This window comes from Paraburkholderia sp. BCC1884 (assembly GCF_900996225.1).
Taxonomy (GTDB): Bacteria; Pseudomonadota; Gammaproteobacteria; order Burkholderiales; family Burkholderiaceae; genus Paraburkholderia.
Genome location: NZ_CAAJGL010000068.1, coordinates 79,799 through 103,983 on the forward strand (window position 1 = coordinate 79,799; position 24,185 = coordinate 103,983).

Below are 24,185 nucleotides of genomic sequence, written 5' to 3' on the forward strand. Positions count from 1 at the left end.
GCGTTCCGTTAGCTTCCGCACCGACTTCATCCAACGGCAGAAACGGCAGCCTGTTTGATTGACGTCGACGGCAAGGGGAATAATCAGGAAAACCAGCGGCTTATCCGATTCGCATGATAAGTCACTTGCCGGACGTCTATTAGACGCAGGCCTTTATGACGACCATGTGCTTTTGCGCGGGGCTTTGATTTATCGCTCGTTAAGTGGAGCGATGAAAAGTGAAAGCTTATAGGAGAGGCATCCCGCCTTCTTTCAAAGAAGCACGGCGGAATGCGTAAAAAATGGACATCGAAGACGCGCCGATTGGGCGCTGGCAACGCGTTATTTTGCGCGGCAGGCGTAGAGCAGGCTGAGCGTGCCGTTATCGCTGGACTGGCGGACGACGTCGAACGCGCCATTACAACTCGCGCTGGCCTGCTGGGAGCAGGAATCGGAGCCGGCCGGACATTGGACTAGCGTGGTCGGGCGGCCGTCCGACAGAAACAGCGGTGCGCTGCTGCTGCAGCCAATTAGCACGGCGAATGCCCCGATTGCCAGGGCGGCGCAAGCCCGACGCGCGAAGGAAAAATTGCGTTTCATCTGAACCCCGATCACATCTTGTTTTTCGATCACGCGATTGTGCCACGCGGCAATCACGCTGCGTGGTTCGACATCGTGCGACTTGGTCAGATGTCGATCCCGTACGCCGCGATCTTCTTATAGAGCGTGGCGCGGCCCATGCCGATCTGACTGGCCGTCTCGATCACGCGCCCTTCGTTGGCCCGCAAGGCATCGCTCAGGAAGCGCTTTTCGAAGGCCGCCATGGCGTCGTTCCACGATGTCGGCGTGGGCGTCTCCGAAACCAGGTCCGACTGCGCAGACACTTGAGCCGCGATAGCCGGTAGATTGGGGCGCAGACCGCCTCGCGCCGCGCCGCCGATAAACGGCGCCATCAACCGGGCGTCGATCCGCTCGCTGTCGGACAGCATCACGGCCCGCTCCAGCGTATTGCGCAACTCGCGCACGTTGCCCGGCCAGTCGTAGGCGCAGAGCAACCGCAGCGCATCGTCCTGCAATTCGAAATGACCGCCGCCGCCACGCGCCTGAGTGGACAGGTCTTCGAGCATCGCATAAGCCAGCGCCACGATATCGGGGGCGCGCTCGCGCAAAGCCGGCGCGTGGATCGTCAGCACGTTCAGGCGATAAAACAGGTCTGCGCGGAAGCGCCCAGCCGCCACCAGCGCGGGCAGATCGACCGAGGTGGCGGCGATGATCCGCACATCGGCGCGCACGATCCGGTTCGAACCGAGTGGCTCGAACTCTTTATCCTGAAGCACTCTGAGCAGCTTGCCCTGCAGCGGCAGCGGCATATCGCCGATTTCATCGAGAAACAGTGTGCCGCCGTTCGCAAGTTCGAACTTGCCGACCCGGCCCTTGCGATCCGCGCCCGTATAAGCACCGGGCGCCGCGCCGAAGAATTCGACCTCGAGCAGGGTCTCGGGAATCGCCGCGACGTTGACGGTCACGAGCGGCTGATTCGCCCGCGCCGAGCCGCCGTGGATGGCATGCGCCAGCAACTCCTTGCCGGTCCCGGTCTCGCCGAGCAGCAACACCGGCGATTCGAGCTGCGCCGCACGACGCGCCTGACGCTTAACTTCGAGGCTGGCCGCACTCGTGCCGACGAAGCTCCCAAACGTATATTTCGCGCGCCGCGCCTGAGCGAGCGACTGCCGCGTGGCGATCAACTCTTCCTGCACGCGGGAGTAGTGGGAAAACAGCGGTGTCAGCGCCTTGAGTTCGTCGAACAGCGCGAAGCCCACGGCACCGACCGTTTCGCCGGCTTCGTCCTTGAGCGGCAGGCGTGTGACGACGAGCGGCTCGCGGTCCGTTTCCAGAATGTCGAGCAGAATCGGCTTGCCGGTCTTCACGACCTCGCGCATCAGGCTATTCGGGATCACCGCCTCGCAGTCGCGGCCGATGGCCTGCTGCGGGTCCGCAAATCCGAAGCGCGCGGCATATCGCTTGTTGATCCAGACGACTCGCGCCTCGGCGTCGACGATGAAAGTGCCTTCGCTGAAATTTTCGAATGTGCGGAACAGCGAATCCATCGCCCGGCGCAGTACGTCGCCGTAAGTAGCAGGAAGGCCCGCCCAGTCGTTCATCATCTTGTCGCCGTCTCCAACACTCGTTGTTTTGTGCATGTCTCTTTTCGGAGACAAGCTTATCTCATCACCGAGATCGCCAACAAGCTTGTCGCATAGGGGTTTTCCTTTGGTTTACCCAATCTTCAGCGCTTTGTCGTCCCGCTTTTGAGACGTTTGGGTACAATCGGCCCGCATCACGTTTCGAACTTCGGCCTGCGAAATCAACCGGCTAGCCGATCCAGTGCCAGTGGCACGGAACCTGCAATTGCGGGCGCCGTGCCGTTGCGCTTTCGGGACGGCGTACACGTAGAACAACCAAGCTTTGGAGACTCAATGTCCTTTGTCATCGTCCTCGCCGCGCTGGCGTTTCTGATGTTTGCCGCTTATCGCGGCTACAGCGTCATTCTGTTCGCGCCGATCGCCGCGCTCGCCGCGGTGCTGCTGACCGATCCGGCCGCCGTCGCACCAGTCTTCACCGGCATCTTCATGGAAAAGATGGTCGGTTTCGTCAAGCTGTATTTCCCGGTGTTTCTATTGGGCGCCGTGTTTGGCAAGGTGATCGAACTGTCCGGCTTTTCGGAGTCGATCGTGGCCGCCGCCATTCGCTACATCGGACGCTCGCGCGCCAATGCGGTGATCGTCGCGGTGTGCGCGCTGCTCACCTACGGCGGCGTCTCGCTGTTCGTAGTGGTGTTCGCGGTCTATCCGTTCGCGGCTGAGCTTTACCGCCAAAGCAATATTCCGAAGCGCCTGATGCCCGGCGCAATTGCGCTCGGCGCGTTCTCGTTCACGATGGATTCGCTGCCGGGCACGCCGCAGATCCAGAACATCATCCCGACCACCTTCTTCAAGACGACGTCCTGGGCCGCACCGGCACTTGGCACGATCGGCTCGGTGTTCATCATTATCGTGGGTCTGACGTATCTGGAATGGCGTCGTCGCGCGGCAATGGCGACTGGCGAAGGCTACGGCACGAATCTGGTCAACGAGCCGGAGCGCGTCGAGTCGAAGCAACTGCCGCATCCGCTGCTGGCTGTCGCACCGCTGGTGCTGGTCGGCGTCGCCAACTTCCTGCTGACCCGCTGGATTCCGAACTGGTACGGCGCGTCGTACACGATCGCTCCGGACATCCTGCCGGGTATCCACGCACCGGTCACGACGACGATCAAAAGCGTGGTCGCCATCTGGGCCGTGGAAGGCGCCCTGCTGCTCGGTATCGTGATGGTCGTGGTGACGGCGTTCAACCGCGTGCGCGAACGTTTCGCGGTCGGCACCAAGGCTGCGGTGGCGGGCGCCTTGCTGGCTTCGTTGAATACGGCGTCGGAATACGGTTTCGGCGGCGTGATCGCGGCACTACCGGGCTTTCTGGTGGTCAGCGACGCGCTGAAGAGCATTCCCAATCCGCTCGTCAATGCAGCCGTGTCGGTAAGCTCGCTGGCGGGTATCACGGGTTCGGCCTCGGGCGGCATGAGCATCGCGCTCGCGGCCATGTCCGACACGTTCATCAAGGGCGCCGAAGCCGCGCATATTCCGATGGAAGTGCTGCACCGGGTCGTCGCGATGGCGAGCGGCGGGATGGACACGCTGCCGCACAACGGCGCGGTGATCACGCTGCTGGCGGTGACGGGTCTGACGCACCGTCAGTCGTATCGCGACATCTTCGCGGTAACGGTCATCAAGACGCTGGCGGTGTTCTTCGTGATCGCGGTGTACTACGCGACCGGGCTGGTTTGACGGTGCCCGCGCTGCGGCTTGCCGAGTGCAGCGCGCATTTGACTCAGGCAGGGGCTGGCGAAAACACGCATCGCCATGGGTAGTTTTGGTCGGTTAGCGTAGCGGTTCGACAACCGCGACCCGATATTGGCCATTTTCATGACTTCAAGCCCCACCTTTTGGACGATCCCGACCGCACCTACGCCGGTCGGCCCGTTCTCCCACGCCACCGAAGCCGACGGCTGGGTCTTCCTGACCGGCCAGATGCCGACCTCCCCCACCGACGATGACGCGCCCTTGCCGGACGGCGTCGTCGCGCAAACGCAGCGCGTCATGGACAACCTGGGGTTGGTCCTGCACGGGATCGGCCTGGGATTGCAGCATGTGGTCTCCGCGCGCATCTTTCTGACCGAGTTCAAGCGCGACTATGCGTCGATGAACGCGGTCTACCGCGCCTACTTCCCCGCGAATGCGCTGCCCGCGCGCACCTGCATCGGCGTCACCGCATTGGCGCGCGAGGCACTGGTCGAGATCGACTTCATCGCCAGACGACCGGCCTGACTAGCGCGTCCGAACCACCACCGTTACGCCGCTCGATGCAATCACTGCGCCGAGCGCTCGTCCAGGCCGTAGTGGTCGCACAACTCGTCGTGCAAGGAAATGGCGCGCTCATCCATCTCGGTGGCCCAGCGTTCGGTGTCGCGGCATAACTGCTGCAACTCACGACATTGCTGCGCGAAACGCGCCTCCTGCACGATCAGGAACGCGCCGCCGGCGCTATGCGCCCAGCCGCCCAGGGCCTCGCGATCCTCCTGCTCCACGATCGTCATCAGCCTCGGCAATTCGCTTTGCAAATGCGTCTTGAGCATGGCGGTGTAACGCGATTTGTCGACGGGATCGAGCGAGGGCTTCGGTTTGTCCGCGGGTCGCCGTGCCAAGGCCGCGTCCGCTTGCGTCGCACCCGGTCGTGCGGCGGCCACTTCGACTAGCGCCGTCTCCAGTTCGCCCAACGACGCCGGTTTGGCCACATATCCCGCGAAGCCGCGCTCACGCCAGGCATCGTCCTGCTGACTGTCGGTGACGGCGCTGAAAGCCAGCACGGGTAATGCCGGGTGTGACGCGCGCAGACGCGACAGCAGTTCGTATCCGTCCATCACGGGCATGTGGATGTCGGTCAGCACCACGTCGAAGCGCGCGCGTTGCGCCGCAGCCAGTGCTTGCCGGCCGTCTCCAGCGAGGGTCGGCGAACAGCCCAGGGCGGTAAGTTGTTCGACGATCAAGGTCTGAATCAACGGGTTGTCTTCGGCGACGAGCACCGCCAGACCTCGCAGCACGGGACTGACCTCCTGCAATGGCGGGAGCGCCGTGTCGGGAGCCGTCACCGAAGCGTCGTGAGACGTCGCCACGCCGCCAGCCGCGAGATCGAGCGCCGCCTGAACCGCCCTGCGGCTGAACTCGCTGGCCTCGAACACGCCCTCGCGTCGCTCGACCGGCGTATGCGGGCCGCCATAGGTAATCCACACCGTGCCGACCGCCTGCACCGCGCGCAATTCGTCAACTGAATCCAGCGGGTATTCGCCGGTCACCACCATGACATCCGGCCGGTTGACCCGCAACCATGCCAGCGCGCCGCGCAGGGAGGTCTCCGTGTGAGGAGCCCAACCTACACTTTGCATGCCGCTTTCGAGCAACTTCGCCGACTCGCGCTCCTGACAGAGCACCAGGACGTTGCCGCGGCGAGGCGGTTCGACGGCAGGTGTGCGCGACGCTTCGGGCGCGAGCGCAAGCGGTATGGAAACGGTGAATGCCGTGCCGACGCCCAGCACGCTCTCGACTGCGATATGGCCGCCCATCAACTCGCACAACCGCGCGCAGATCGACAGACCCAGACCAGTGCCGCCATAGCGGCTCGAAGTGCTCGCCTCGCCCTGCACGAAGGGATTGAAGATGCGGGCTACCAGCGCCTGGTCCATGCCGATTCCCGAGTCGCAAACGCGGCAGACCAGAACCTGGCGATCCTGCAGATCGTTCTCTATGTCCGCATTCAACGTGATCTTGCCGCACGAGGTGAATTTGAATGCATTGCTCAGCAGGTTATTCACGATCTGCGCAATCCGCGTGCGATCGCCCCGCAGCACCTGATCGAGATTCGGCGACAAATGCGCGTAAAAACGGATCGGCCGATCCGCCTTCATCGGCGCATACGACAGCGCGATATTTTCGAGGTCGTCGATCGGACGGAACAGCTCCGTCACGATCTTCATCTCGCCAGCGTCGATCTTCGAAAAATCGAGGATGTCGTTGACAATGCCTCGCAGCGCATTCGCCGCGACGCCCAGAGTAGCGAGCCGTTGACTATGTGCCTCGAGCCCCGGTGTCCGTGCAAACAGTTCGAGATTGCCGAGCAAGGCGTTCAACGGCGTGCGGATTTCGTGGCTCATGGACGCGAAAAAATTCGACCGCGCCCGCATCATCGTTTCAGAGGTCTGCTGCGCGAGCCGTAGTTGCAGTTCGAGTTCGTGCTGGGCGGTCACGTCGAGGATCGCGCAGAACAGCACGTCCTGGTCGGCATAGCGAGCCGGCGCATAGGTGAACTGCAGGAATTGCGAGGCAGCCGTCTCGCCCGCAAGCGGTCGCGCCGGCGCGACGAACGCCGCGATTTTCGCAAATGCGGCACCAGCCAGTTTGTCCGGCCCCTGCGCACGAATTTCTTCGACGATATGTGAGGGCAGCCGCTCGTCGGCCGCCTCGATATGCAGCAACTCGTTGGCGAGTGCGTTGGCGGTCAGAATCGAAAAATCGCTTTGCCGTACGACGCATAAACCGACCGGTGTCGCACTCACCAGAATGTGATTGATCGTCTCGCTTTCCAATGCGCGCGACGTCTCGACGAAGCTGTTGCGTAGCAAACGCAGGCCCCAGAAACGCGCGATCAGCGCGATCGCCACCAGCACGAGCAGGGTCAGGATCGCCAGCGTCGCGAGTTGCCAGCCCAGCAACACGGTCAACCCGCGCCACGTGATGTAGCCGACCAGCGCGCCGAAGCCGGGCATCAGCGGCTCGTGGAAGGCGATGCCATCGCGCAGATAGAGATTGGTATCCGGCGGCGTTCCCGCCACGGCGTTCTGCAGCGTCTTGATGGTCGGCGCGTCGAGCGGCGGCGACGACACGACCAGGCGGTGGTCCGCCATCAACAGCAACATGGCGCCCGCGCCGCTGGGCCAACTCAGATGCGCCGACAGAACGTCGAGCGGAATGGTGATGACGATCAGCGCGACCGCCTGGTCGCCCGCATAGTAGGTGCTGACCGCCGAGATCACGACGGCGCCCTGCAGCGGATCGCGATACGGACCGAGCCAAAGATGCTCGCCCTTGGCCGGCAGGCGTTTGCCGGTCTGTGCCAGCAGTTCGTGTTCGAGTGCTTCCCGCGCGGTGCCGACGAGCGCCGGTTGCAACGTCGGCGCACCGGCCGTGGACCCCTGCGCGTTCGGTTGAGCGAGCGAGGGCAGGATCGCGGCGTAGTCCTCGTTCAGACCCAGCAGCATCGTTCGCTGCCGCAGTTCGAAGGCCTGCTGTGTCACCAGAGTGGACTGCGCGGCTTCGTACAGCCGCCAGAGTTTCTCGCCGAAGGCCGGTCCCCACGCCGTGCGCGTGGCCTCGCCGACCAACACATCGAACCCGCTGCCGACCCGGCCGACCTGGCCATGCGCCACGCCAGTCTGGCTCACCGACTGTTCGACCGTGTCCGGCGCGCGCATCACGTTGCGCGTGGCCTGATAGTAGTCGAGGGTGTATTCGGTGCGCCGCAGGAAAGACTCCTCGCGATGCAGGACCAGCGAAATATCCGCGGCGCTCTGCGAAGCGAAGGTGCGGCGATAGTCGAGTTGTTTGTATGCGGTGACGACCGCAAGCACGACGGCGAATGCCACGACGATCAGCATCAGCAAGGCGATGGTCGCCAGATAGACGCGCTGTTGGCGCTTCGCGCTCTGTTCGAGCGAAGCGAACGCCTGCGCCAGTGACTCCTGAGTACGGTCGAGGATCTTCTGCATCGGCTCGCCTGGTGGACGAGCGCAGTTTAGCGCTTTCGAAGTCGGCACGCGACGCATCCGGCGCCCGTTTCAACGTCTACTCATCCTGCATCAACCGAACCCTGCAATAACGGCTCAATGCGACCTAAACCTGAGTGGTTTAGTGGGAAACCCTAAAGCTTCAAGGGTTAATTGCCGTTAATCCTTGCACTATGTAAGCCCAGCACGCACTCGTGCCGGGCACCAGCAAGGAAAGCCATGCGCAACAACCAGCCCGTCACCGGGCAAGAGTACGAATTCGCGGCGTCGCACATGCTCGTCTCCGCGACCGATCTGACCGGCAGCATCCAGTATTGCAACCCGGCGTTCATCGCTGTCTCCGGCTTCACGCGTGACGAACTGATTGGTCAGCCGCACAACCTGATCCGGCATCCTGACATGCCTCGCGAAGCGTTCGCCGACATGTGGACGACGATTCGCGAAGGTCGCCCGTGGACCGCGCTCGTCAAGAACCGCCGCAAGAATGGCGACCATTACTGGGTACGCGCGAATGTCACGCCGGTGGTGGAGAAAGGTGCGGTCGTCGGTTATCTGAGCGTGCGGGTGAAGCCGGAACGCGACGCCGTGCGCGCGGCAGAAGCGCTCTATGCGCGCATGCGCACCGGCGCTTCGCGCGGTCTGAAGCTGCGCCGTGGCGTGGTGGTGCGATCCGGCTTGCCGGGTCAAGTGCAAGCGCTGATGCGGCTGCCGGTCGCCACGCGCGCCGGCGTCGGCTACGCGATCACGCCGCTGGCGCTGCTGTTGACCGGACTCGCCGCATGGCACGGCGCGCCGCCTGCGCCCTTCTGGCTGGCTTTCGGCGTCACGGCGGCGGTGAGCCTCGTGTCGTGGCGCATGCTGGCGCGGCAGCTCGCCGCGCCGATCAACGACATGTCGGGCTTCGCCTCGCGTCTTGCCGCCGGCGATCTGACCGCCAACCTCGACATCGCGCGCCACGACGATCTGGGCGACGTGCTGCACGCACTCAATCAACTGAAAGCGAATCTCGCGGCGATCGTGTACGACGTGCGCGCCCAGATCACTGGCATGCTCGACAACGCCCGCGAAATCTCCAGCGGCAATGTCGATCTCGCGCGTCGCACGGAATTACAGGCGGCGTCGCTCGAAGAAACGGCGGCCACCATGGAACAGCTGACCACCACGGTCCAGGCCAACGCCGATGCCGCCGTCCGCGCACTCGACCTGGCCCGCGACGCGCAGGCGGCTGCCGAGGCCGGCGGCAAGATTGCGGTGCAGGTCGAGCAGACCATGGCCGGCATCACGGCCGCCTCGCGACGCATCGCGGACATCACCGGCGTGATCGACGGCATCGCGTTCCAGACCAATATCCTCGCGCTGAATGCCGCCGTCGAAGCGGCGCGCGCGGGCGAATCGGGCCGCTCGTTCGCGGTCGTCGCCGGCGAAGTGCGGATGCTGGCGCAGCGCTGCGCGGCGTCGTCGAAGGAGATCAAGTCGGTGGTCGAGGCGAGCGCGAGCGAAGTCGCAACCGGCACGGAACTGGTGGCGCGCACCACCTCGCAAATGCGCACGATCGATGAAGCCGTGAGCCGCGTCTCGTCGATCATCGTCGAAGTCGCGAACGCGAGCAGCGAACAGGCCGAAGGGATTCGCCAGGTCAATCAGGCGGTTTCGCATCTGGACGGTGCGACCCAGCAGAATGCCACGCTGGTCGAACAGGCGGCCGCCACCGCGCAGCGTCTTGCCGAACAGGCCGACGTGCTGGACGAAGCGGTGCGCCTCTTCACCGTCGCCGAGGCGGCGCCGGCTGCGCGCAAAGCGACATTGATCTGATAGATCGGCGTTACTCCCACCTCGACAGCCCAGTATTGGCGCATCACGATGGAACCGTCAGCGCCCAGTTGGTTGCAAGGGCAGGCTGACCCGAGTAACAACGGCGTTTAGCAGCCCGCCCTCCAGATGAGGACGGGCTATTTTTTTGCTCATGCGATTCGAGTCCATGCCTAGTTGGGCGATGCGTCATCCGCGTGACAGCTCAGGAGAAGAGTTGCACCGCCACGGGGCACGAAAAATGCATTCGTTGCGGTGGGCAGTCGCGTTAAACTGCCTATTGCAGGCGCACGGCGCGACAGACGGCGCGCCATCCTGCCCGTACAATGGTTCGATCAACAACGGAACGAGGACAACTTCGATGCGCACTACCGGGTCTTCCGGGTCAATGGCCCTGCTCACCGAGTACGACGACGCAACGGCGCGCGAACTCCGCTCGCTGCGCCTCGAATCGACAGAAGACGGCAAAGGCATTCTTTTGATCGAAGTCGACGAGCGCAAGCCAGGTATTCATCGCGAAGTGCGTTACGAAATCACGCCAGCCGAATTGATTGCCGCAATTCGCGCGCACGGCGCCGAACTACCCGGCGAGCAGCACAATCATCGTCAATGAAATAAGGTTTGCGGCACTACGCGAATGCGTAAATGCCGCTTGCCGAATCGGCACATCCGGCGCAAGACCGAGTGCAAGAAAACGTTCCAGCAGCGTAAATCGGACATTATTGCCGAGCCGACTTAATACGCGAACGTCCGTTCTTTTCAGATTGTTTTAATCGCACGGCCAATGGCCGTGTTTAAGCGTTTTCGCGCATCGTGCCCGTACTTTCAACGCCCGAATAACGGACATCTTTTCAAGGCGTTTGCACGTCTCGAAAATGCGTCCATAATCCTTGCATTCTCCTTCGCTTTGCCTACCTGCGCCGCTCCCGAAAGGGCTGCGGATGTAAGCCGATGCTACATGATCTCATCGAGCAATATGGGCCGGCGCTCGTCTTCGCGAACGTACTGGCCGCCTCCATTGGATTGCCGGTGCCCGCGATGCCTAGTCTCGTGTTGTTCGGTGCGATGGCCGCCATGCATCCGGGCTCGGTCGGCACGCAAATCGCGCCGGTGCTGATCCTGTCGATCTTCGCTACGCTGATCGGCGACAGCGCCTGGTACCTCGCCGGCCGGATATACGGTGGCAACACGTTGAAAACGATTTGCCGCCTGTCCCTGTCGCGCGATACCTGTGTCAAGAAGACGGAGCGCTTTTTCGGGCGCTGGGGTGTGCGCGTGCTGGCGGTGGCGAAGTTCGTCCCGGGTCTGTCGATCGTCTCGATTCCGATGGCCGGTGCAATGGGTACGCGCTACCGCACCTTCCTTACCTACGACAGCATCGGCGCGGCGCTGTGGTCCGGCACGGGGCTGATCATCGGCGCGCTGTTCGCGGCGCAGATCGACATGCTGTTCTCGCTCGCGGGACGGCTCGGCCGCACGGCGGCCTTCGTGGCCCTCGCGCTGCTGCTGCTGTACGCGGCGTACCGATGGATTCGTCGTCGCCAGTTGATTTCCAAGCTTGCGTCCGCACGTATCGAGGTTGATGAACTCGCCACGCTGTACGCCGCCGGCAAGATGCCGGTGCTGTTCGATATCCGTTCGCAGGAAAAGCGCAAGCTCGATCCGTTCGTGATTCCGGGCTCGCTATTCGCCGACGAACGGCAGCTCGACGAGATCGTCGCGACCTATCCGCACGATCAGAAACTGGTGATTTACTGTTCCTGCCCGAACGAGATTTCCGCAGCATGGATGGCCAAGCAATTGAACGAAGCAGGCTTCGCCGACGTGCTGCCGTTGCGCGGCGGCATGGAAGCCTGGCGCGATTCCGGCAAGCCGGTTGAAGCGCTGCCACACTCGCCGCCGCCGGAAGTCGCGGTCGACGACGTCGCGCCGAAGGCCGTGTAGCGCGCAGCGCACCAGGATTTGCGCCTGCGGGCGCCGCGCCGCTTCGCCTCCGTTCAAATCGATCAATGAACACCGAAGGAGCGGTTCAATGCTTTCGACTGAAGAAATACCGACTCAAGAAGCAGTAGGACAAGCCCAGGCGATCGTCGCAGACGCGCCGTTTTCAAATCTCTCGACGCGCATGCACCAGATGTTCCCGCAACTCACGTGCGCGGAAATCGACCGGCTGCGGCGCTTCGGCGAAGTGGGCCATTGGGAAGCCGGCGAGTTGCTGTTCGAAACAGGCCACACCGGTCCGGGCATGTTCGTGCTGCTCGAAGGACGCGTGAAGGTCTATCAGCGCGACGGCATCGGTCGCGAAGTCCTGATTGGCGAACACGGCGCGCAACATTTCCTGGCCGAAGTCGGACAATTGTCGGGGCGGCCCGCGCTGGTCAACGGCATGGCGCTCACTGCGGTGGATGCCTTGCTGATTCCGCCGGAGCGGCTGCGTGCCCTGCTCGTCGCCGAAGCCGAATTGGGCGAGCGCATCATGCGGGCGCTGATCCTGCGACGCGTGTCACTGATCGAAAAGGGTGCCGGCGGCCCGATCCTGATCGGCAGCAGCAGCGACTCCCGTCTCGTCAGCCTGCAAGGCTTCCTGTCGCGCAACGGCCATCCGCATTCCGTGATCGACGAACGCGATGAAGACGCGTTGCGCCTCATCGAGCAATTCGCCGCACAGCAAGAAGACATGCCGCTCGTGATCTGTCCGGACGGCTCGGTGCTGCGTCACCCGAGCATGCCGGAACTGGCCACCTGTCTCGGTCTGCTGCCCGACCTCGACAATTCCCATGTGTACGACGTGGCGATCGTCGGCGCCGGACCGGCGGGTCTGGCCACGGCGGTGTACGCAGCGTCCGAGGGACTGTCGGTGATCGTGCTCGACAGCCGCGCGCCGGGCGGCCAGGCCGGCGCCAGTTCGCGCATCGAAAACTACCTCGGCTTTCCGACCGGCATTTCCGGCCAGGCGCTCGCGGGCCGCGCATTCGTGCAGGCGCAGAAGTTCGGCGCGCACGTTGCAATTCCCGTTCATGTGAAGGCGCTCCATTGCGCGGAATCGCCGCATCGGCTGGAACTGAAGTGCGGCGGCCAGATCTCGGCGCGCGCCATCGTGATCGCGAGCGGTGCGGTGTATCGGCGCCCCGCGCTCGAAGGTCTCGACCGCTTCGACGGACGCGGCGTGTACTACTGGGCCTCGCCGGTGGAAGCCAAGCTGTGCAAGCGCCAGGAGGTCGTGCTGGTGGGCGGCGGCAATTCCGCCGGCCAGGCCATCGTCTATCTGGCGACACACGCGGCCAAGGTCCACGTGCTGATCCGACGTAGCGGTTTCGAAGCCACCATGTCGCGCTATCTGATCGACCGCATCCGCTCGCTGCCGAATGTGATCGTGCATCCGAATTCGGAAATCGGCCGGCTCGACGCCGACGAAACCGGACTTGCGTCGGTCGGCCTGAAAAAGCCCTTGCCCGACGGCACCGATCACATCGACACGCGGCATCTGTTCCTCTTCACCGGCGCGGACCCGAATACCGACTGGCTGCGCACCTGCGGCGTCGAGCTCGATGAAAAAGGTTTCGTGCTGACCGGCACGAGCGCGGACGGCGTGTCCGCGTGCGACCTCGCCACCACGGTGGACGGCATCTACGCAATCGGCGACGCCCGCGCGGGCTCGACGAAGCGGGTGGCGGCGGCAGTCGGCGAAGGCGCGGCGGTGGTCGCGCAGATTCATCAGCTGCTGGCCGTCTCCGCGGAAGAAGCGGTCGCGCTAGGCGCCTGACGTGTATGACCCGCCTGCCGGACCGCGCGACGGCCCGGCGGGTAACCTGCTGTTACACACCCCTTCAACTCGTTGCACCTTGCCTGCTTTCTGTCTCGTAAGATTGCCGTCAGCCATTCGACAGCGAATGGCCGGCTCTTTCGACTCAGGAGACAAGCATGATCCAACGCGCGATCCTCTTCGCCGCCTTCGGCCTTGCCGCCGCCTGCGCCTCAACGGCCGCCTCGGCCCGGGTGGACGTCGGCGTGTTCGTCAATACGCCTGGCCCCATCTACGCGGCGCCTCCGGTGTATGCGCCGCCGCCAGTCGTCTATGCGCCTCAGCCTGCGTATGGCTATGGCTATCGCGGCGATCGCTACCATGAGCGTCGCTGGCATCATGACCACGGCTATCGTCGCGGCGGGGACCGGCATCACGGGCGCGGGTGGTGAGCGCGTCTTCGCGTGCCAGGCGTCGTATGACAATGGATGACCCGTCGTACTCGGCCGGTGTGTCGACATCGACGCCGGTCTCTGCTCTGGCTTGCTGAAGGCGGACGTCGACGCTTGAGTTGCGCGCCGATTCGTCTGCCTCGTTCGCGCTACAGTAGCGGCTGCTGATCCAGGCCGGGCCGCGTGCCCGCTTCCTCTCGCAGTTCACTGACCGACGCTCGCGTGACGACCCTCCCGCTTTCCGCAGCCCGTACGCTGCATCTGGCCGCCCAAGGCCTGCTGACACCGCCGCGCCGCAAGGCCGTCAAGGCCGACGTGCTCGACGCCATCCGCCGCATGATGCAACTGCAGATCGATACGATCCACGTGGTCGCGCGCAGTCCTTATCTCGTGCTGTTCAGCCGGCTTGGCAGTTATCCGCAGCAGTGGCTCGACGAATTGCTCGCCGAGGGCGCGCTGTTCGAATACTGGTCGCACGAAGCCTGTTTTCTGCCGAGTGAAGACTACGGCCTGCTGCGTCACCGCATGCTGAACGCGAGCACGATGGGCTGGAAATACGCGGGCGAGTGGCACCAGACGCATCGCAAGGAAATCGACAAGCTGCTCGCGCACATCCGCGAGACCGGGCCGGTGCGCTCCGCGGATTTTGCCCGCGAGGCGGGCAAGGGCAATGGCTGGTGGGACTGGAAACCGGAAAAACGCCACCTGGAAGTGCTGTTCACGCTCGGGCAATTGATGGTGGCCGAGCGGCGCAATTTTCATCGCGTCTACGACGTGTCCGAACGCGTCATGCCACATTGGAACGACGCCCGCGATCTGCCGCCCGCGCATACCATCACCGATGAACTGTTGGGCCGCACCTGCCGGGCGTTAGGCGTCGCACGCGCCGATTGGGTGGCGGACTATTACCGCTTGCCGCGTCGTCCGTACCGCGACGAACTGCATGCGCTCGCCGATCAGGGAGATCTGATTCCCGTGCAGGTGGAAGGCTGGAAGCAGGACACATTCGTCCATAAGGATGTCGCGCCGTGGCTCGACGACGCCGCAAGCGGCAAGCTTGCCTCGACTGTCACCACGGTGTTGTCGCCCTTCGACCCGGTGGTGTGGGACCGCAAGCGCGCCGCCGCGCTATTCGGTTTCGACTATGTCATCGAGTGCTACACGCCTGCGGCAAAGCGCAAATATGGCTATTTCGTGTTGCCGCTGCTCAGCCGGGGGCGTCTGGTGGGTCGCGTGGATGCTAAAGCGCATCGCACGCAAGGCGTGTTCGAAGTGAAGGCGCTGCATATCGAGCCGGGCGTGCGGCTGAGCGCGCGCCTGGCCGGCGATTTGCGCCGCGCGTTGCAGCGTTGCGCCGACTGGCACGGCACGCCTCAACTGGAGATAAGCAGCGCGCCGCCGGAATGGCTTGAGGCATTGAGCGTGGACAGCATGACGGCCTGAGCGCAACGTACTCGCTCAATGCAGTGCGGCCCACGAGAGCGGCAAGGAAAACATGCCCAACACGATCGACACGCCGCGCTGCATTTTCGCGGGATCGAACCAACCGATCTCAGTGATCGAGTTTGGCGCGCAATTCGCGAGCGGCTTCGAGCAGACCTTGATAACCCGACCGCGCGTGTTCCGGCAGATCCGGATCGCCGACAAACGCGCCCAGCGTTTCGATCAGGCTATACAGAATGCCCTTGGCGGCGCCCGATGCAATGCTGCCTGAGGATACCTGCTGATCCACGTGACTGAGCGCCGCGTCGAGATGTTCCAGGTCGGGCCGATTGCCCGTAGATGGCTTAGGCGTTAAGTCTTCCGTCATGATGAAACATTTCTCCTGTTGAAGCGTCGGTGAACAAGCCTTCCTTTCAACCCTTATATACCGATCGTGCGTTGGCGTCTATTCGTGATCGGAGCGAGTGCGATCCAGCTTAAGGTGTCCATCGATACATCAGGATCTTGGCGCGCGCGTCGTCTTCCACGAGGACCACATACTCGCCGTTGTCGCGCTGAACCGCGCTGATACCGAGGTACACGTCCACCCAGCCGCTCGTGTTGCCGACGCTCGCGCCGGGCGTCATATAACCGACTGCCTGGCCAGTGCGCGCGTCGTAGACATCGACCTTCTGGGTGTATAGCTCGGCGACGAAGACATAGTTGCCCGCCACCGCGACGCCCACCGTGGTGACTTGCGGATTGCTTTGCGTGTTCCAGGGCAGCGATATCGCGTACTGTTGTGCCGGCGTGCCGGAACTCCAGTTGTCATAGCGCGCGAGCACCGGACCGGCCTCTTTCCAATGCGTTGCATCCCACGGAATCGCGGCTGTAAAGCCGGAGAGATACATCGTGTCGGTTGCCGCGACATACACGAGCCGCGCGAGCCGCGTGAACGGCTGCGGCATCGCGAACATCTTCGCGCTGGCATACGTGTAAATCGGATTGCCGACGGGATCGATACCCTGCAGCGGCATCTCGCGGATGCCGCTCAAGGGCGTGGCAAGCCACACGTTGCCCGGCTCGTCGACCCACCAGAAGCCGTTGCCGACCGTGCTGCCCGTCGACGGATTGCTGCTGATCTCGCTGGCGTCGACCATGCCATTGCCATTGCTATCGCGCCACAACCATTCGCCATAGGTTGGCTGTGCCGCGGGCCACGTCCCCGGCAACGGATTTTGCGCGAGCAAGCCGGAGGGAATCGCGATCTCACCCTGTAGCGCGTCGAAGCGATAGACGTTCAGGTAATGCGCGCCCGGATCGAGCGTGTAGAGAAACGGTTGGCCATTGATACGCCGGACCATCGGCTCACCGCGCACGCCGCGTGGCTGGTGGAACGTCGGGTCGTCCGGAAAATTGAAACGATCGAGCGTGAAGGCCGCATACGACCATTCGTGGCCGACAGGCTGGCTGTAGTCGAGTGTAAAACGCTTCGAACCTGTATAGACCGAGTTCGGCGTGGCGGGATCGAACGCGGCGCTGTCGAGGAAGGTCAGCCCGTACAGCCGCCAGTTAAAAACGTATGAGCGATACCCATAGCTTTCGAGCACCGCGCCTTGCCCGACCGATGCCGATCCCGTCGGCCGGGGACCCTCGCCGTTTTGCGCGACATACAGATTGCCCGCCGGATCGAGCCCAATCCCCGTCATGCCATTGAAGCGCCGGTTGCCCGGCACGCCGCGCACCGTGTGAAAGAGGCCATTGCGCGTGCCGTAAGGCGCGGCGGCTTGCAACTGACCATTAGCGTCTTTGCTGAACACGAGGATTTGCTGCGACGGTCCGTTGTCCGCGACAAGAACTTGCCCCGATGGCGTGATCGCGATGTCGACCGGCACGGCACCGGTGGGTAAGGTCACATTGCTCGCGAGCAGTGTTCCGTCGGCAGTGTAATGCTGGATACTTAGGTTTCCGGATGAAAATCCGGCTATGACCCACAGCGTCGAGTCGGTATCGATGGCGATACGCGACGGCGAGTTCGCGCTCCACGAGCGCAAGCGTTGCATCGTGACGGCATCGAATACGACGATCCGGTTGGCGTAAGTGTCGGCCACATAGAGTTCGGTGTCGGTGGCGGCCATCCCGCGGATGCTCGCGTCGATGCCGGTCGTGATCGTTTCCAGCGGCAGGAAGCTGTTCTTCGTCGCGTTCGCGCTGTTGCCGATGCCGCCGCTGAACGGCGCACCGCTCGCCAGATTCGCTAATGTGCGGCGCGTGATGCCGTACCAGGTGAGGTTGGCCGGTGGATAATCTGCGCCGACCAGACCGTTGTTCTGGTTGCCGATCGACATCGCAGCGTACAGATAGGTATGGTTCACCGCGACGGCGTCGCCGCCGGCGGCACCCCAGCCGTGCGTCGAACCCGCCACGGCGAGCTTGTCTCCGGCGCGGTAAGCGGCGATCTCACTGCCGCTTTCGTCCCAAGGTGCGTTCGTGTAAACGGTACCGTCGGCACCGACACTGATTGCCTGAATGTCCTGCTGCATCCATTTACCGTCGCCAAATCCGAAGCTATTTCCGATCCATGACGTGGTGTAGCTGAGCTGCGATTGCGCCGACGCGCCAGGTGGAAAAAGACCTTGGACCAAGACAACGGCCAAGCCCAAGCGGGATAAGAGATTCACGGCGGTATTTCCTTGCGGGTTGCGGGATGGGCCATCGCGCATACGCCAATATTGGCGTTTTATCCTCGCATAGAAAAAGCGTAAATATATTGATAAAAAAAGTGCTTTTAATTATTAGGCATTTAATCAATTCGAAGTGCATAAATGCATGCACTCTATTAGCGTTGTTTGCTGGTGAGTCGAATACGATAAGCACCGCAGCGCATGGCCGACGCCACCGTGCCCCTTGCTCGATTCGACCCACGCAGCCGCGCTCGATACGGCAACCTGCCAAGCCGCCCGAGCGCGAAAACGAACGACGATGTTTTCACTGACTACATGACTTTCATGCGCCTTTTCAGGCTCCGCGTGACGAGTCGGCCTGGGCGGCCTGGATCGCTTGCGCCGCCGCCGCCTCCCCTGCTGCCACGGCTGGCGAAACAATTGCGGGTTGCCCCGTTTGTCGACGCGAGCGGCCCGAACTCAGATAGTCCGCAATGGAGTCCTGCGTGACCTCTCCGATATATCGGCCGTCGCTGTCCAGTACCGGCATCCATGACGAATTGAACTGATACATCTTCGACAACACGATGCGCAGATGCTCGTCGGCACTGACCGTTGCCTTGAACGGCGTGAGGTGGTCGCCGCACACGCCCTGGCCCGAACGTGCCGCGCGGCGCGTCACGTAACCGAGCGCCTGCTGGGCATCGTCGACGATCGTCAAATACCGGTTGTCGCTCTCGTCCATGATCTGGAAGGCGCGCGCCACCGGCATATCGGCGCGGGCGGTCTCGGGTTGCGTCGCCGCGTCACCCGCCTTCACCAGCAGCAGACGCTTCAGCGTGCTGTCCTGACCGACGAACGCGCCGACGAAATCATCGTGCGGGTGCGCCAGCAGCGTATCCGGATGATCGTACTGCACCAGTTGACCGCGACGGAACACCGCGACACGGTCCCCGAGCTTGATCGCCTCGTCGATATCGTGGCTCACCATGATCACGGTCTTGTTCAACTGACGCTGCATCTGGAAGAACTCGTTCTGGATCGACTCGCGATTGATCGGGTCCACGGCGCCGAACGGTTCGTCCATCAGCAGCACTGGCGGATCGGCGGCCAGTGCGCGAATCACACCGATACGCTGCTGCTGCCCACCCGACAATTCGCGCGGATAACGCTTCAGGTATTGCTTCGGATCGAGCGCCACCATCGACATCAACTCCGTGGCGCGTTCACGGCAACGCTTCTTGTCCCAGCCAAGCAGACGCGGCACGACCGTGATGTTCTCCTCGATCGTCATGTTCGGAAACAAGCCGATCTGCTGAATCACATAGCCGATGTGACGGCGCAACTCGACTTCGTTCAGGCCCGAGGTGTCCTCGCCGTTGATCAACACGCGGCCCGAGGTCGGCGTGATCAGTCGGTTGATCATCTTCAGCGTGGTGGTTTTGCCGCATCCCGACGGGCCGAGAAACACGCAGATTTCGCCTTCGCCGACGGTCAGGCTCACCGAGTCCACCGCGCGCACCTGTTGGCCGTCCTTCTGCGTAAACGTTTTGGTCAGTTTGTCGAGTTCGATCATGTCTTTTGCACTCCCTTCGGTGTCAGCAAGCGTTGCAGCGCTTGAAGCAGCAAGTCGGCGACGATCGCGAGCAAGCTCACGAGTACCGCGCCCACCAACAGTTTCATCATGTTGCTTTGGCCGATCGCGCGGATGATCAGCGTGCCGAGGCCGCCCGCGCCGATCACCGCGGCGATCGTCATCACGCCGATGTTCATCACCACGGCCGTACGTACGCCACCCAGAATCACCGGCACGGCAAGCGGTAAATCGACGAGGCGCAACCGTTGCCAATCCGTCATGCCGATGCCGATGCCGGCTTCCTTGATACCCGGATCGACATTGCGCAACGCAAGATAGGTGTTGCGCATGATCGGCAGAAGCGAATACAGGAATACGGCAGTAATCGCCGGCACCGCGCCGATGCCCTGGCCGAAGCGCGAGAACACGGGAATCATCAGACCGAACAAGGCGATCGACGGCAGCGTCAGCACCACGGTCGCAACGCTCAACAGCGGCGCCGCGAGCCACTCATGGCGATTGATCAGGATCCCCAGGGGTACGCCGACGATGATCGCGCAGCCCACGGCGATGCCCACCAACCACACGTGCTGGCCGGTGAGTTGCAGCAATTCCGGCCAATTGGCCGATAGATAGTCGAATACATTCATCGAAATAGGTCTCCGCTCAAGGCAGCTTGTGCGTGCGCAGGAATTCCGCCGCGACTTCGCGCACCGACTTGCCGTCGATGTCGACTTGCTTGTTCATCTCCAGCATGACGTCGTTGTTCAGCGAGTCGGACAGCGCATTCAATTGCTTCGCGAGTTGCGGGTTCTGGTCGAGCGTAGTCTTGCGAACCACCGGCGTGGCGTTGTACGCGGGGAAGTAGTGGCGGTCGTCTTCGAGAGGCACGATATCGAAGCCTTTGACACGGCCATCCGTCGTATAGATCAGACCAATCGACACCTGGTTGTTATGCAACGCGGTGTAGACGAGGCCCGGGTCCATCTGACGCGTTTCCGCGCGGCTGAAGTGCATGCCATAGGCGGCTTCGAGGGGCTTCAGCCCGTCGGGACGATTGGCAAATTCCGCGTCCATCGCAAACACATGCTTCTTGTTCGGCTCAGCCGCGATCTTTACGGCGAGCTGCGAAATCGTGCGGATGCCGGTTTGCCGTGCTTCCTGCTGCGGCAAGCCGAGCGCGTACGTGTTGTTCAAGGGCGAGGCATCGAGCCAGACGAGGCCACGTTTGGCGTCGAGCGCTTTGACACGCTCGTACATCGTCTTCGGATCGAGCTTCTCGGTAATCTTGTTGTAGACGATCGCGGCGGTGCCGGTGTATTCCCAGGTGATATCCACCTGGCCGTTTTCCTGCGCGCTGCGCAACAAGGTGCTACCGAGACCGGTGCGCGCGTCGATCGTGTACCCCTTCGCGCGCAGGTATTGCGAGGTGATTTCGGTAAGAACGTATTGCTCAGTGAAATTTTTTCCACCTAACACGAGGGTCGCGGCGCTGGCGTGCAGGCTCGTGAAGAGCACGACGGCGGTCGCGAGCCAGCGTCGGCTGCGTTTGAAGAGACTGGTCATGCCGTCACCCCGCGTCGTGCGAGCAGGTAGCGGCTGCCGGCCGAGACGATGCCGTCCAGCACCAGCGCGAGAATCGCCGTCGCGGCGGCGCCAAGCAGGAGTTGCTGCTGATTGTTCAGATAAATACCGGGGAAAATCAGCGTACCGAGACTGTCGGCGCCGATCAGGTAGGCGAGCGGCGCACTACCCACGTTGATGGCGAGCGCCGTCCGCACGCCGCCGATGATGATCGGCATTGCGTTGGGCAGTTCGACGCGTATCAGCGATTGCCAGCCTGTCATGCCGAGGCCGCGCGCCGCTTCGCGCAGCGCGGGCGAGACGTTTTTCATGCCTTCATACGCGTTGCGCGTGATCGGCAGCAAGGACGCGAGAAACAGTGCGATGAGCGCCGGAATGTCGCCGATGCCGAAGATGCCGAGCGCGATCGCCAGCACGGCCAGCGATGGGATCGTGTTGCCGATGTTGAAGATCTGCATGAAGCGTTCGGCGTGACGGGCAAACGATGGGCGGCTCAGCAGAACGCCGGCGGGGATGCCGACGAGCAGGGCGAAGGCCATCGAGTAGCCGACGAGCAGCAGATGGCGTTTCGTGTAGTAGACGAGATCGGGCGCGTACTGATGGAGCGCGCTGGGGTCGATCGCGCGGCACAACAACGCGATGACAACGCCGATGGCTACTAGACTGCCGATGAGTCTGGCAGGATGTTTTAGCATGAAGATCAGCCTCCTGGTTCGGGTTCGAGCGACGCGCGGAAAGAGACGCGGCGCGTGGGCGTCGTGAGGACGCTGCGAATGGGATTCGAGGCGCGGTTTTTTTGCTCCCGCGAGCCTGAATCTTTTAGGTGGCTAGAGAGGTTTTCTCTCTGTTGGGGCGAGGGCGGGGTCGGGATTTTTCCGCTCTCTGGGTGGTTGCCAGTTTGCTAAGTAGCAAGAGCGGTGCCAGAGGGAGGGGCGCCCTCGCTTACTGGGGGTCGTGGTGGAGCAGTCATTTTTCCGGCGGCGCGGGGCGCGCCGCCGGGTCGTTCTTCTGGTGGGTCCCGGAAACGCTCACCTTTCCTACGACGCTCGCGCTCTTCTTATGAAGACTTTGCGTGTCAGATCGAATGCCACCAGGTTGCCTGCTACGACCAGCAGTAAGCCGACTACCGACAGCGCCGACCACTGGTAGCCCTCGAAGATCGTCGAGGCGGCAAGCGCGACTATCGGGAATAGCACAGTGCAGTAGGCCGCGCGCTCCGGGCCCATGCGGCCGACCAGCATCAGGTAAGCCGTGAACCCGATCACCGAGCCGAAGATCGCCAGATAGGCAAGCGCGCCAAGGTAGCGCGTGGTCGGTTCGACGGCGAACGATAGGCCGGCGAGCGCGCTGCCTATCGCCAGGACGCTGGCACCGATCAGCATCGCCCAACTGTTTGTGGCAAACGGGTGTAGACCCATTGATTGCATTCGGCTCGACAGCAGATTGCCCGCCGAAAAACACATCGTCCCGAGAAACGCGGTGCCGAGACCCAGCCACGCGGTTCGGTCGCTCAAATGGCCTGACATCTGCTGCACGAATAAACACACGATGCCGACGAGGCCCAGCAAGGCGCCCGCAATCACCGTAGGCTGCAGCGGACGACCCATGAACAGACGGCCGTTGATCGAGTTCAGGAGCGGCGCAGTGGAGAACACCACCGCAACGAGGCCGCTCGGCACGATCTGCTCCGCGTAGTAGAAACACAGGAAGTTGCAGCAGAACAGCGCCACGCCTTGAGCGACGAGGAACCGCCACGCGGCGCGCGGCGGCCAGATGGGCCGGCGCATGATGCGCAACAGCGCAAACAGCACCAGCGCCGCGATCCCGAAGCGCCACGCTATCGATACCGGCGGCGGCACCACGCCGAGTTGCCATTTGATTGCAATCCAGGTGGTGCCCCAGATCAATACGGTAACGGCGTAAAGCACGAGATTCATGGTCAGGTCTACAGCAGCAATGTCGGAAGCTCGACTATGCGGCCGCGGCGCCTCATGAACTTGTCCAAAATTGCGCACTTTTCCGCCGCTCCAGACCGCGGCACGGCCCGCACCGTATACTGGCGCCCACTCCCTCTTCCAAAGCACTCGCCCGCTGCCGTGAACGCCAGACCGCCCATCCCTGCGATGAATCCTACTGAAACGCCCTTCGGCCTTCAGTCGGTCTGCCACACGCTGAGCAGCGCCAACGCGAATCTGGACCAGTTCGCATGGCTCGGCGACGGGCTCGCCATCGCTCTCTGGACGCGCGACACGGAAGAAGCCGAGACCGTCTACGACCAGCCAGGGCATCACACGCTGTCGTGCTATCTGGATGGCGGCTATCGCACCGAGCGTCAAAAAATGCCGGGGCGCTATGGCGCGCCAGCGCGGCTCTGTGCGCTGCCCGGCGACCACGAATCGCGCTGGTGGGTGCGCGGTCATATGCACTTCATGCATCTCTACTTCCTGCCGGAGCATTTCACGCAGCGCGCCGTGCAGGAGCTGGACCTCGAACCGCGCGAACTGACGCTCGCCGATCGTACTTATTTCGAGGACCCTCGCATCGCCACGCTGTGCCAATCGCTAGTCAATGAAGATTGGCAAGACCCCGATGGTCTGCTGCGCACCAACGAGACTTCACATGAGGTACTGAGTCTGCTGCTGCGAGCGCAAGGCGTGCGACGCGCGAATGCGTCGCTCAAAGGCGGTTTGTCAGTCGCAACGCGGCGGCGACTGCGCGACTACATCGAGAGTCATCTCGCGCAGACGCTCACGCTCGGCGAACTGGCCGGCGTCGCCGCGCTGTCGGAGTTTCATCTGGCGCGTATGTTCCGCACGTCGTTCGGACTGCCGCCGGCTGCGTGGATCGCGCAACGGCGGCTCGAGCGTGCGCGGCTACTGCTGCGCACAACCTCGCTGCCGCTCGCCCAGGTCGCCGAGCAATGCGGCTATGCGAACGCCAGTCACTTCAGCCATCGCTTCCGCGAGAGCGTAGGCGTGGCGCCGACTGCGTACCGGCAGGCTATCGCCGCCTGATCCGCCTGGCCGTCGGC

19 protein-coding genes are annotated in these 24,185 nt (G+C 62.9%); 9 read left to right on the forward strand and 10 right to left on the reverse strand.

Translation table 11 applies throughout. The features are described from left to right. Positions 1-321: 321 nt before the first annotated feature. Both FQ705_RS07235 and FQ705_RS07240 read right to left on the reverse strand, forming a co-directional pair. A complete protein-coding gene (locus FQ705_RS07235; RefSeq protein ID WP_144142256.1) occupies positions 322-579 on the reverse strand; it encodes a hypothetical protein in 258 nt (85 codons plus the stop codon). A gap of 86 nt (positions 580-665) precedes the next feature. Further along, a complete protein-coding gene (locus tag FQ705_RS07240; RefSeq protein ID WP_144142258.1) occupies positions 666-2,144 on the reverse strand; it encodes a sigma-54 interaction domain-containing protein in 1,479 nt (492 codons plus the stop codon). A 312-nt stretch (positions 2,145-2,456) separates the two neighbouring features. Here FQ705_RS07240 and FQ705_RS07245 point away from each other — a divergent pair, with 312 nt between their 5' ends. Both FQ705_RS07245 and FQ705_RS07250 read left to right on the forward strand, forming a co-directional pair. Further along, positions 2,457-3,857, forward strand: coding sequence for a GntP family permease (locus FQ705_RS07245; protein ID WP_144138900.1), 1,401 nt, complete (start codon positions 2,457-2,459; stop codon positions 3,855-3,857). Between the two features lie 138 nt (positions 3,858-3,995). Next, positions 3,996-4,397 carry a RidA family protein gene (locus tag FQ705_RS07250; RefSeq protein WP_144138903.1) on the forward strand — a complete coding sequence of 134 codons (402 nt, stop codon included), beginning with the start codon at positions 3,996-3,998 and terminating at the stop codon, positions 4,395-4,397. Positions 4,398-4,438: 41 nt separating this feature from the next. Here FQ705_RS07250 and FQ705_RS07255 read toward each other — a convergent pair whose 3' ends face one another. Beyond that, complete coding sequence (locus FQ705_RS07255; RefSeq protein ID WP_144138906.1) at positions 4,439-7,888, reverse strand: ATP-binding protein; 3,450 nt, start codon at positions 7,886-7,888, stop codon at positions 4,439-4,441. 237 nt (positions 7,889-8,125) lie between these two features. Between FQ705_RS07255 and FQ705_RS07260 the strand changes: the two genes are divergently transcribed. From FQ705_RS07260 to FQ705_RS07285, 6 genes are all read left to right on the forward strand, one after another. Next, the gene (locus tag FQ705_RS07260) at positions 8,126-9,718 is read left to right on the forward strand and encodes a PAS domain-containing methyl-accepting chemotaxis protein (RefSeq protein WP_144138909.1); all 1,593 of its coding nucleotides are present in this window, start codon (positions 8,126-8,128) and stop codon (positions 9,716-9,718) included. 358 nt (positions 9,719-10,076) lie between these two features. After that, complete coding sequence (locus tag FQ705_RS07265) at positions 10,077-10,328, forward strand: hypothetical protein (RefSeq protein WP_007178686.1); 252 nt, start codon at positions 10,077-10,079, stop codon at positions 10,326-10,328. 338 nt (positions 10,329-10,666) lie between these two features. After that, complete coding sequence (locus FQ705_RS07270) at positions 10,667-11,659, forward strand: DedA family protein/thiosulfate sulfurtransferase GlpE (RefSeq protein WP_144138911.1); 993 nt, start codon at positions 10,667-10,669, stop codon at positions 11,657-11,659. An 88-nt stretch (positions 11,660-11,747) separates the two neighbouring features. Continuing rightward, on the forward strand, positions 11,748-13,478 hold the full coding sequence (locus tag FQ705_RS07275) for an FAD-dependent oxidoreductase (protein WP_144138914.1): 1,731 nt from the start codon (positions 11,748-11,750) through the stop codon (positions 13,476-13,478). A 158-nt stretch (positions 13,479-13,636) separates the two neighbouring features. Then, positions 13,637-13,909 (forward strand): hypothetical protein, encoded by a 273-nt coding sequence (locus FQ705_RS07280; protein ID WP_144138917.1) that lies wholly within the window; start codon positions 13,637-13,639, stop codon positions 13,907-13,909. Positions 13,910-14,131: 222 nt separating this feature from the next. Further along, a complete protein-coding gene (locus FQ705_RS07285) occupies positions 14,132-15,352 on the forward strand; it encodes a winged helix-turn-helix domain-containing protein (protein WP_144138920.1) in 1,221 nt (406 codons plus the stop codon). A gap of 109 nt (positions 15,353-15,461) precedes the next feature. On the opposite strand, the gene FQ705_RS07295 is transcribed toward FQ705_RS07285, so the two are convergent. The 7 genes from FQ705_RS07295 to FQ705_RS07325 form a co-directional block, all read right to left on the reverse strand. Next, entirely contained in the window at positions 15,462-15,719 is a 258-nt protein-coding gene (locus tag FQ705_RS07295) for a hypothetical protein (RefSeq protein ID WP_144138922.1), read from the reverse strand. A 109-nt stretch (positions 15,720-15,828) separates the two neighbouring features. Then, the gene (locus FQ705_RS07300) at positions 15,829-18,012 is read right to left on the reverse strand and encodes a hypothetical protein (RefSeq protein ID WP_144138924.1); all 2,184 of its coding nucleotides are present in this window, start codon (positions 18,010-18,012) and stop codon (positions 15,829-15,831) included. A 337-nt stretch (positions 18,013-18,349) separates the two neighbouring features. Next, positions 18,350-19,570, reverse strand: a complete 1,221-nt coding sequence (locus tag FQ705_RS07305; protein WP_144138927.1) for a betaine/proline/choline family ABC transporter ATP-binding protein — start codon at positions 19,568-19,570, stop codon at positions 18,350-18,352. Further along, entirely contained in the window at positions 19,567-20,220 is a 654-nt protein-coding gene (locus FQ705_RS07310; protein ID WP_144138930.1) for an ABC transporter permease, read from the reverse strand. The genes FQ705_RS07305 and FQ705_RS07310 overlap by 4 nt, the downstream gene beginning before the upstream one ends. 16 nt (positions 20,221-20,236) lie before the next feature. Next, positions 20,237-21,136, reverse strand: coding sequence for a glycine betaine ABC transporter substrate-binding protein (locus FQ705_RS07315; protein ID WP_144138933.1), 900 nt, complete (start codon positions 21,134-21,136; stop codon positions 20,237-20,239). Next, on the reverse strand, positions 21,133-21,849 hold the full coding sequence (locus FQ705_RS07320) for an ABC transporter permease (RefSeq protein WP_144138934.1): 717 nt from the start codon (positions 21,847-21,849) through the stop codon (positions 21,133-21,135). Before FQ705_RS07320 ends, FQ705_RS07315 begins: the two co-directional genes overlap by 4 nt. A 342-nt stretch (positions 21,850-22,191) precedes the next feature. Further along, positions 22,192-23,091: a DMT family transporter gene (locus tag FQ705_RS07325; protein WP_144138937.1), complete on the reverse strand. Its 900-nt coding sequence runs from the start codon at positions 23,089-23,091 to the stop codon at positions 22,192-22,194. Positions 23,092-23,277: 186 nt separating this feature from the next. Between FQ705_RS07325 and FQ705_RS07330 the strand changes: the two genes are divergently transcribed. Beyond that, on the forward strand, positions 23,278-24,168 hold the full coding sequence (locus tag FQ705_RS07330) for a helix-turn-helix domain-containing protein (RefSeq protein ID WP_222105634.1): 891 nt from the start codon (positions 23,278-23,280) through the stop codon (positions 24,166-24,168). The last annotated feature ends 17 nt before the right edge of the window (positions 24,169-24,185 follow it).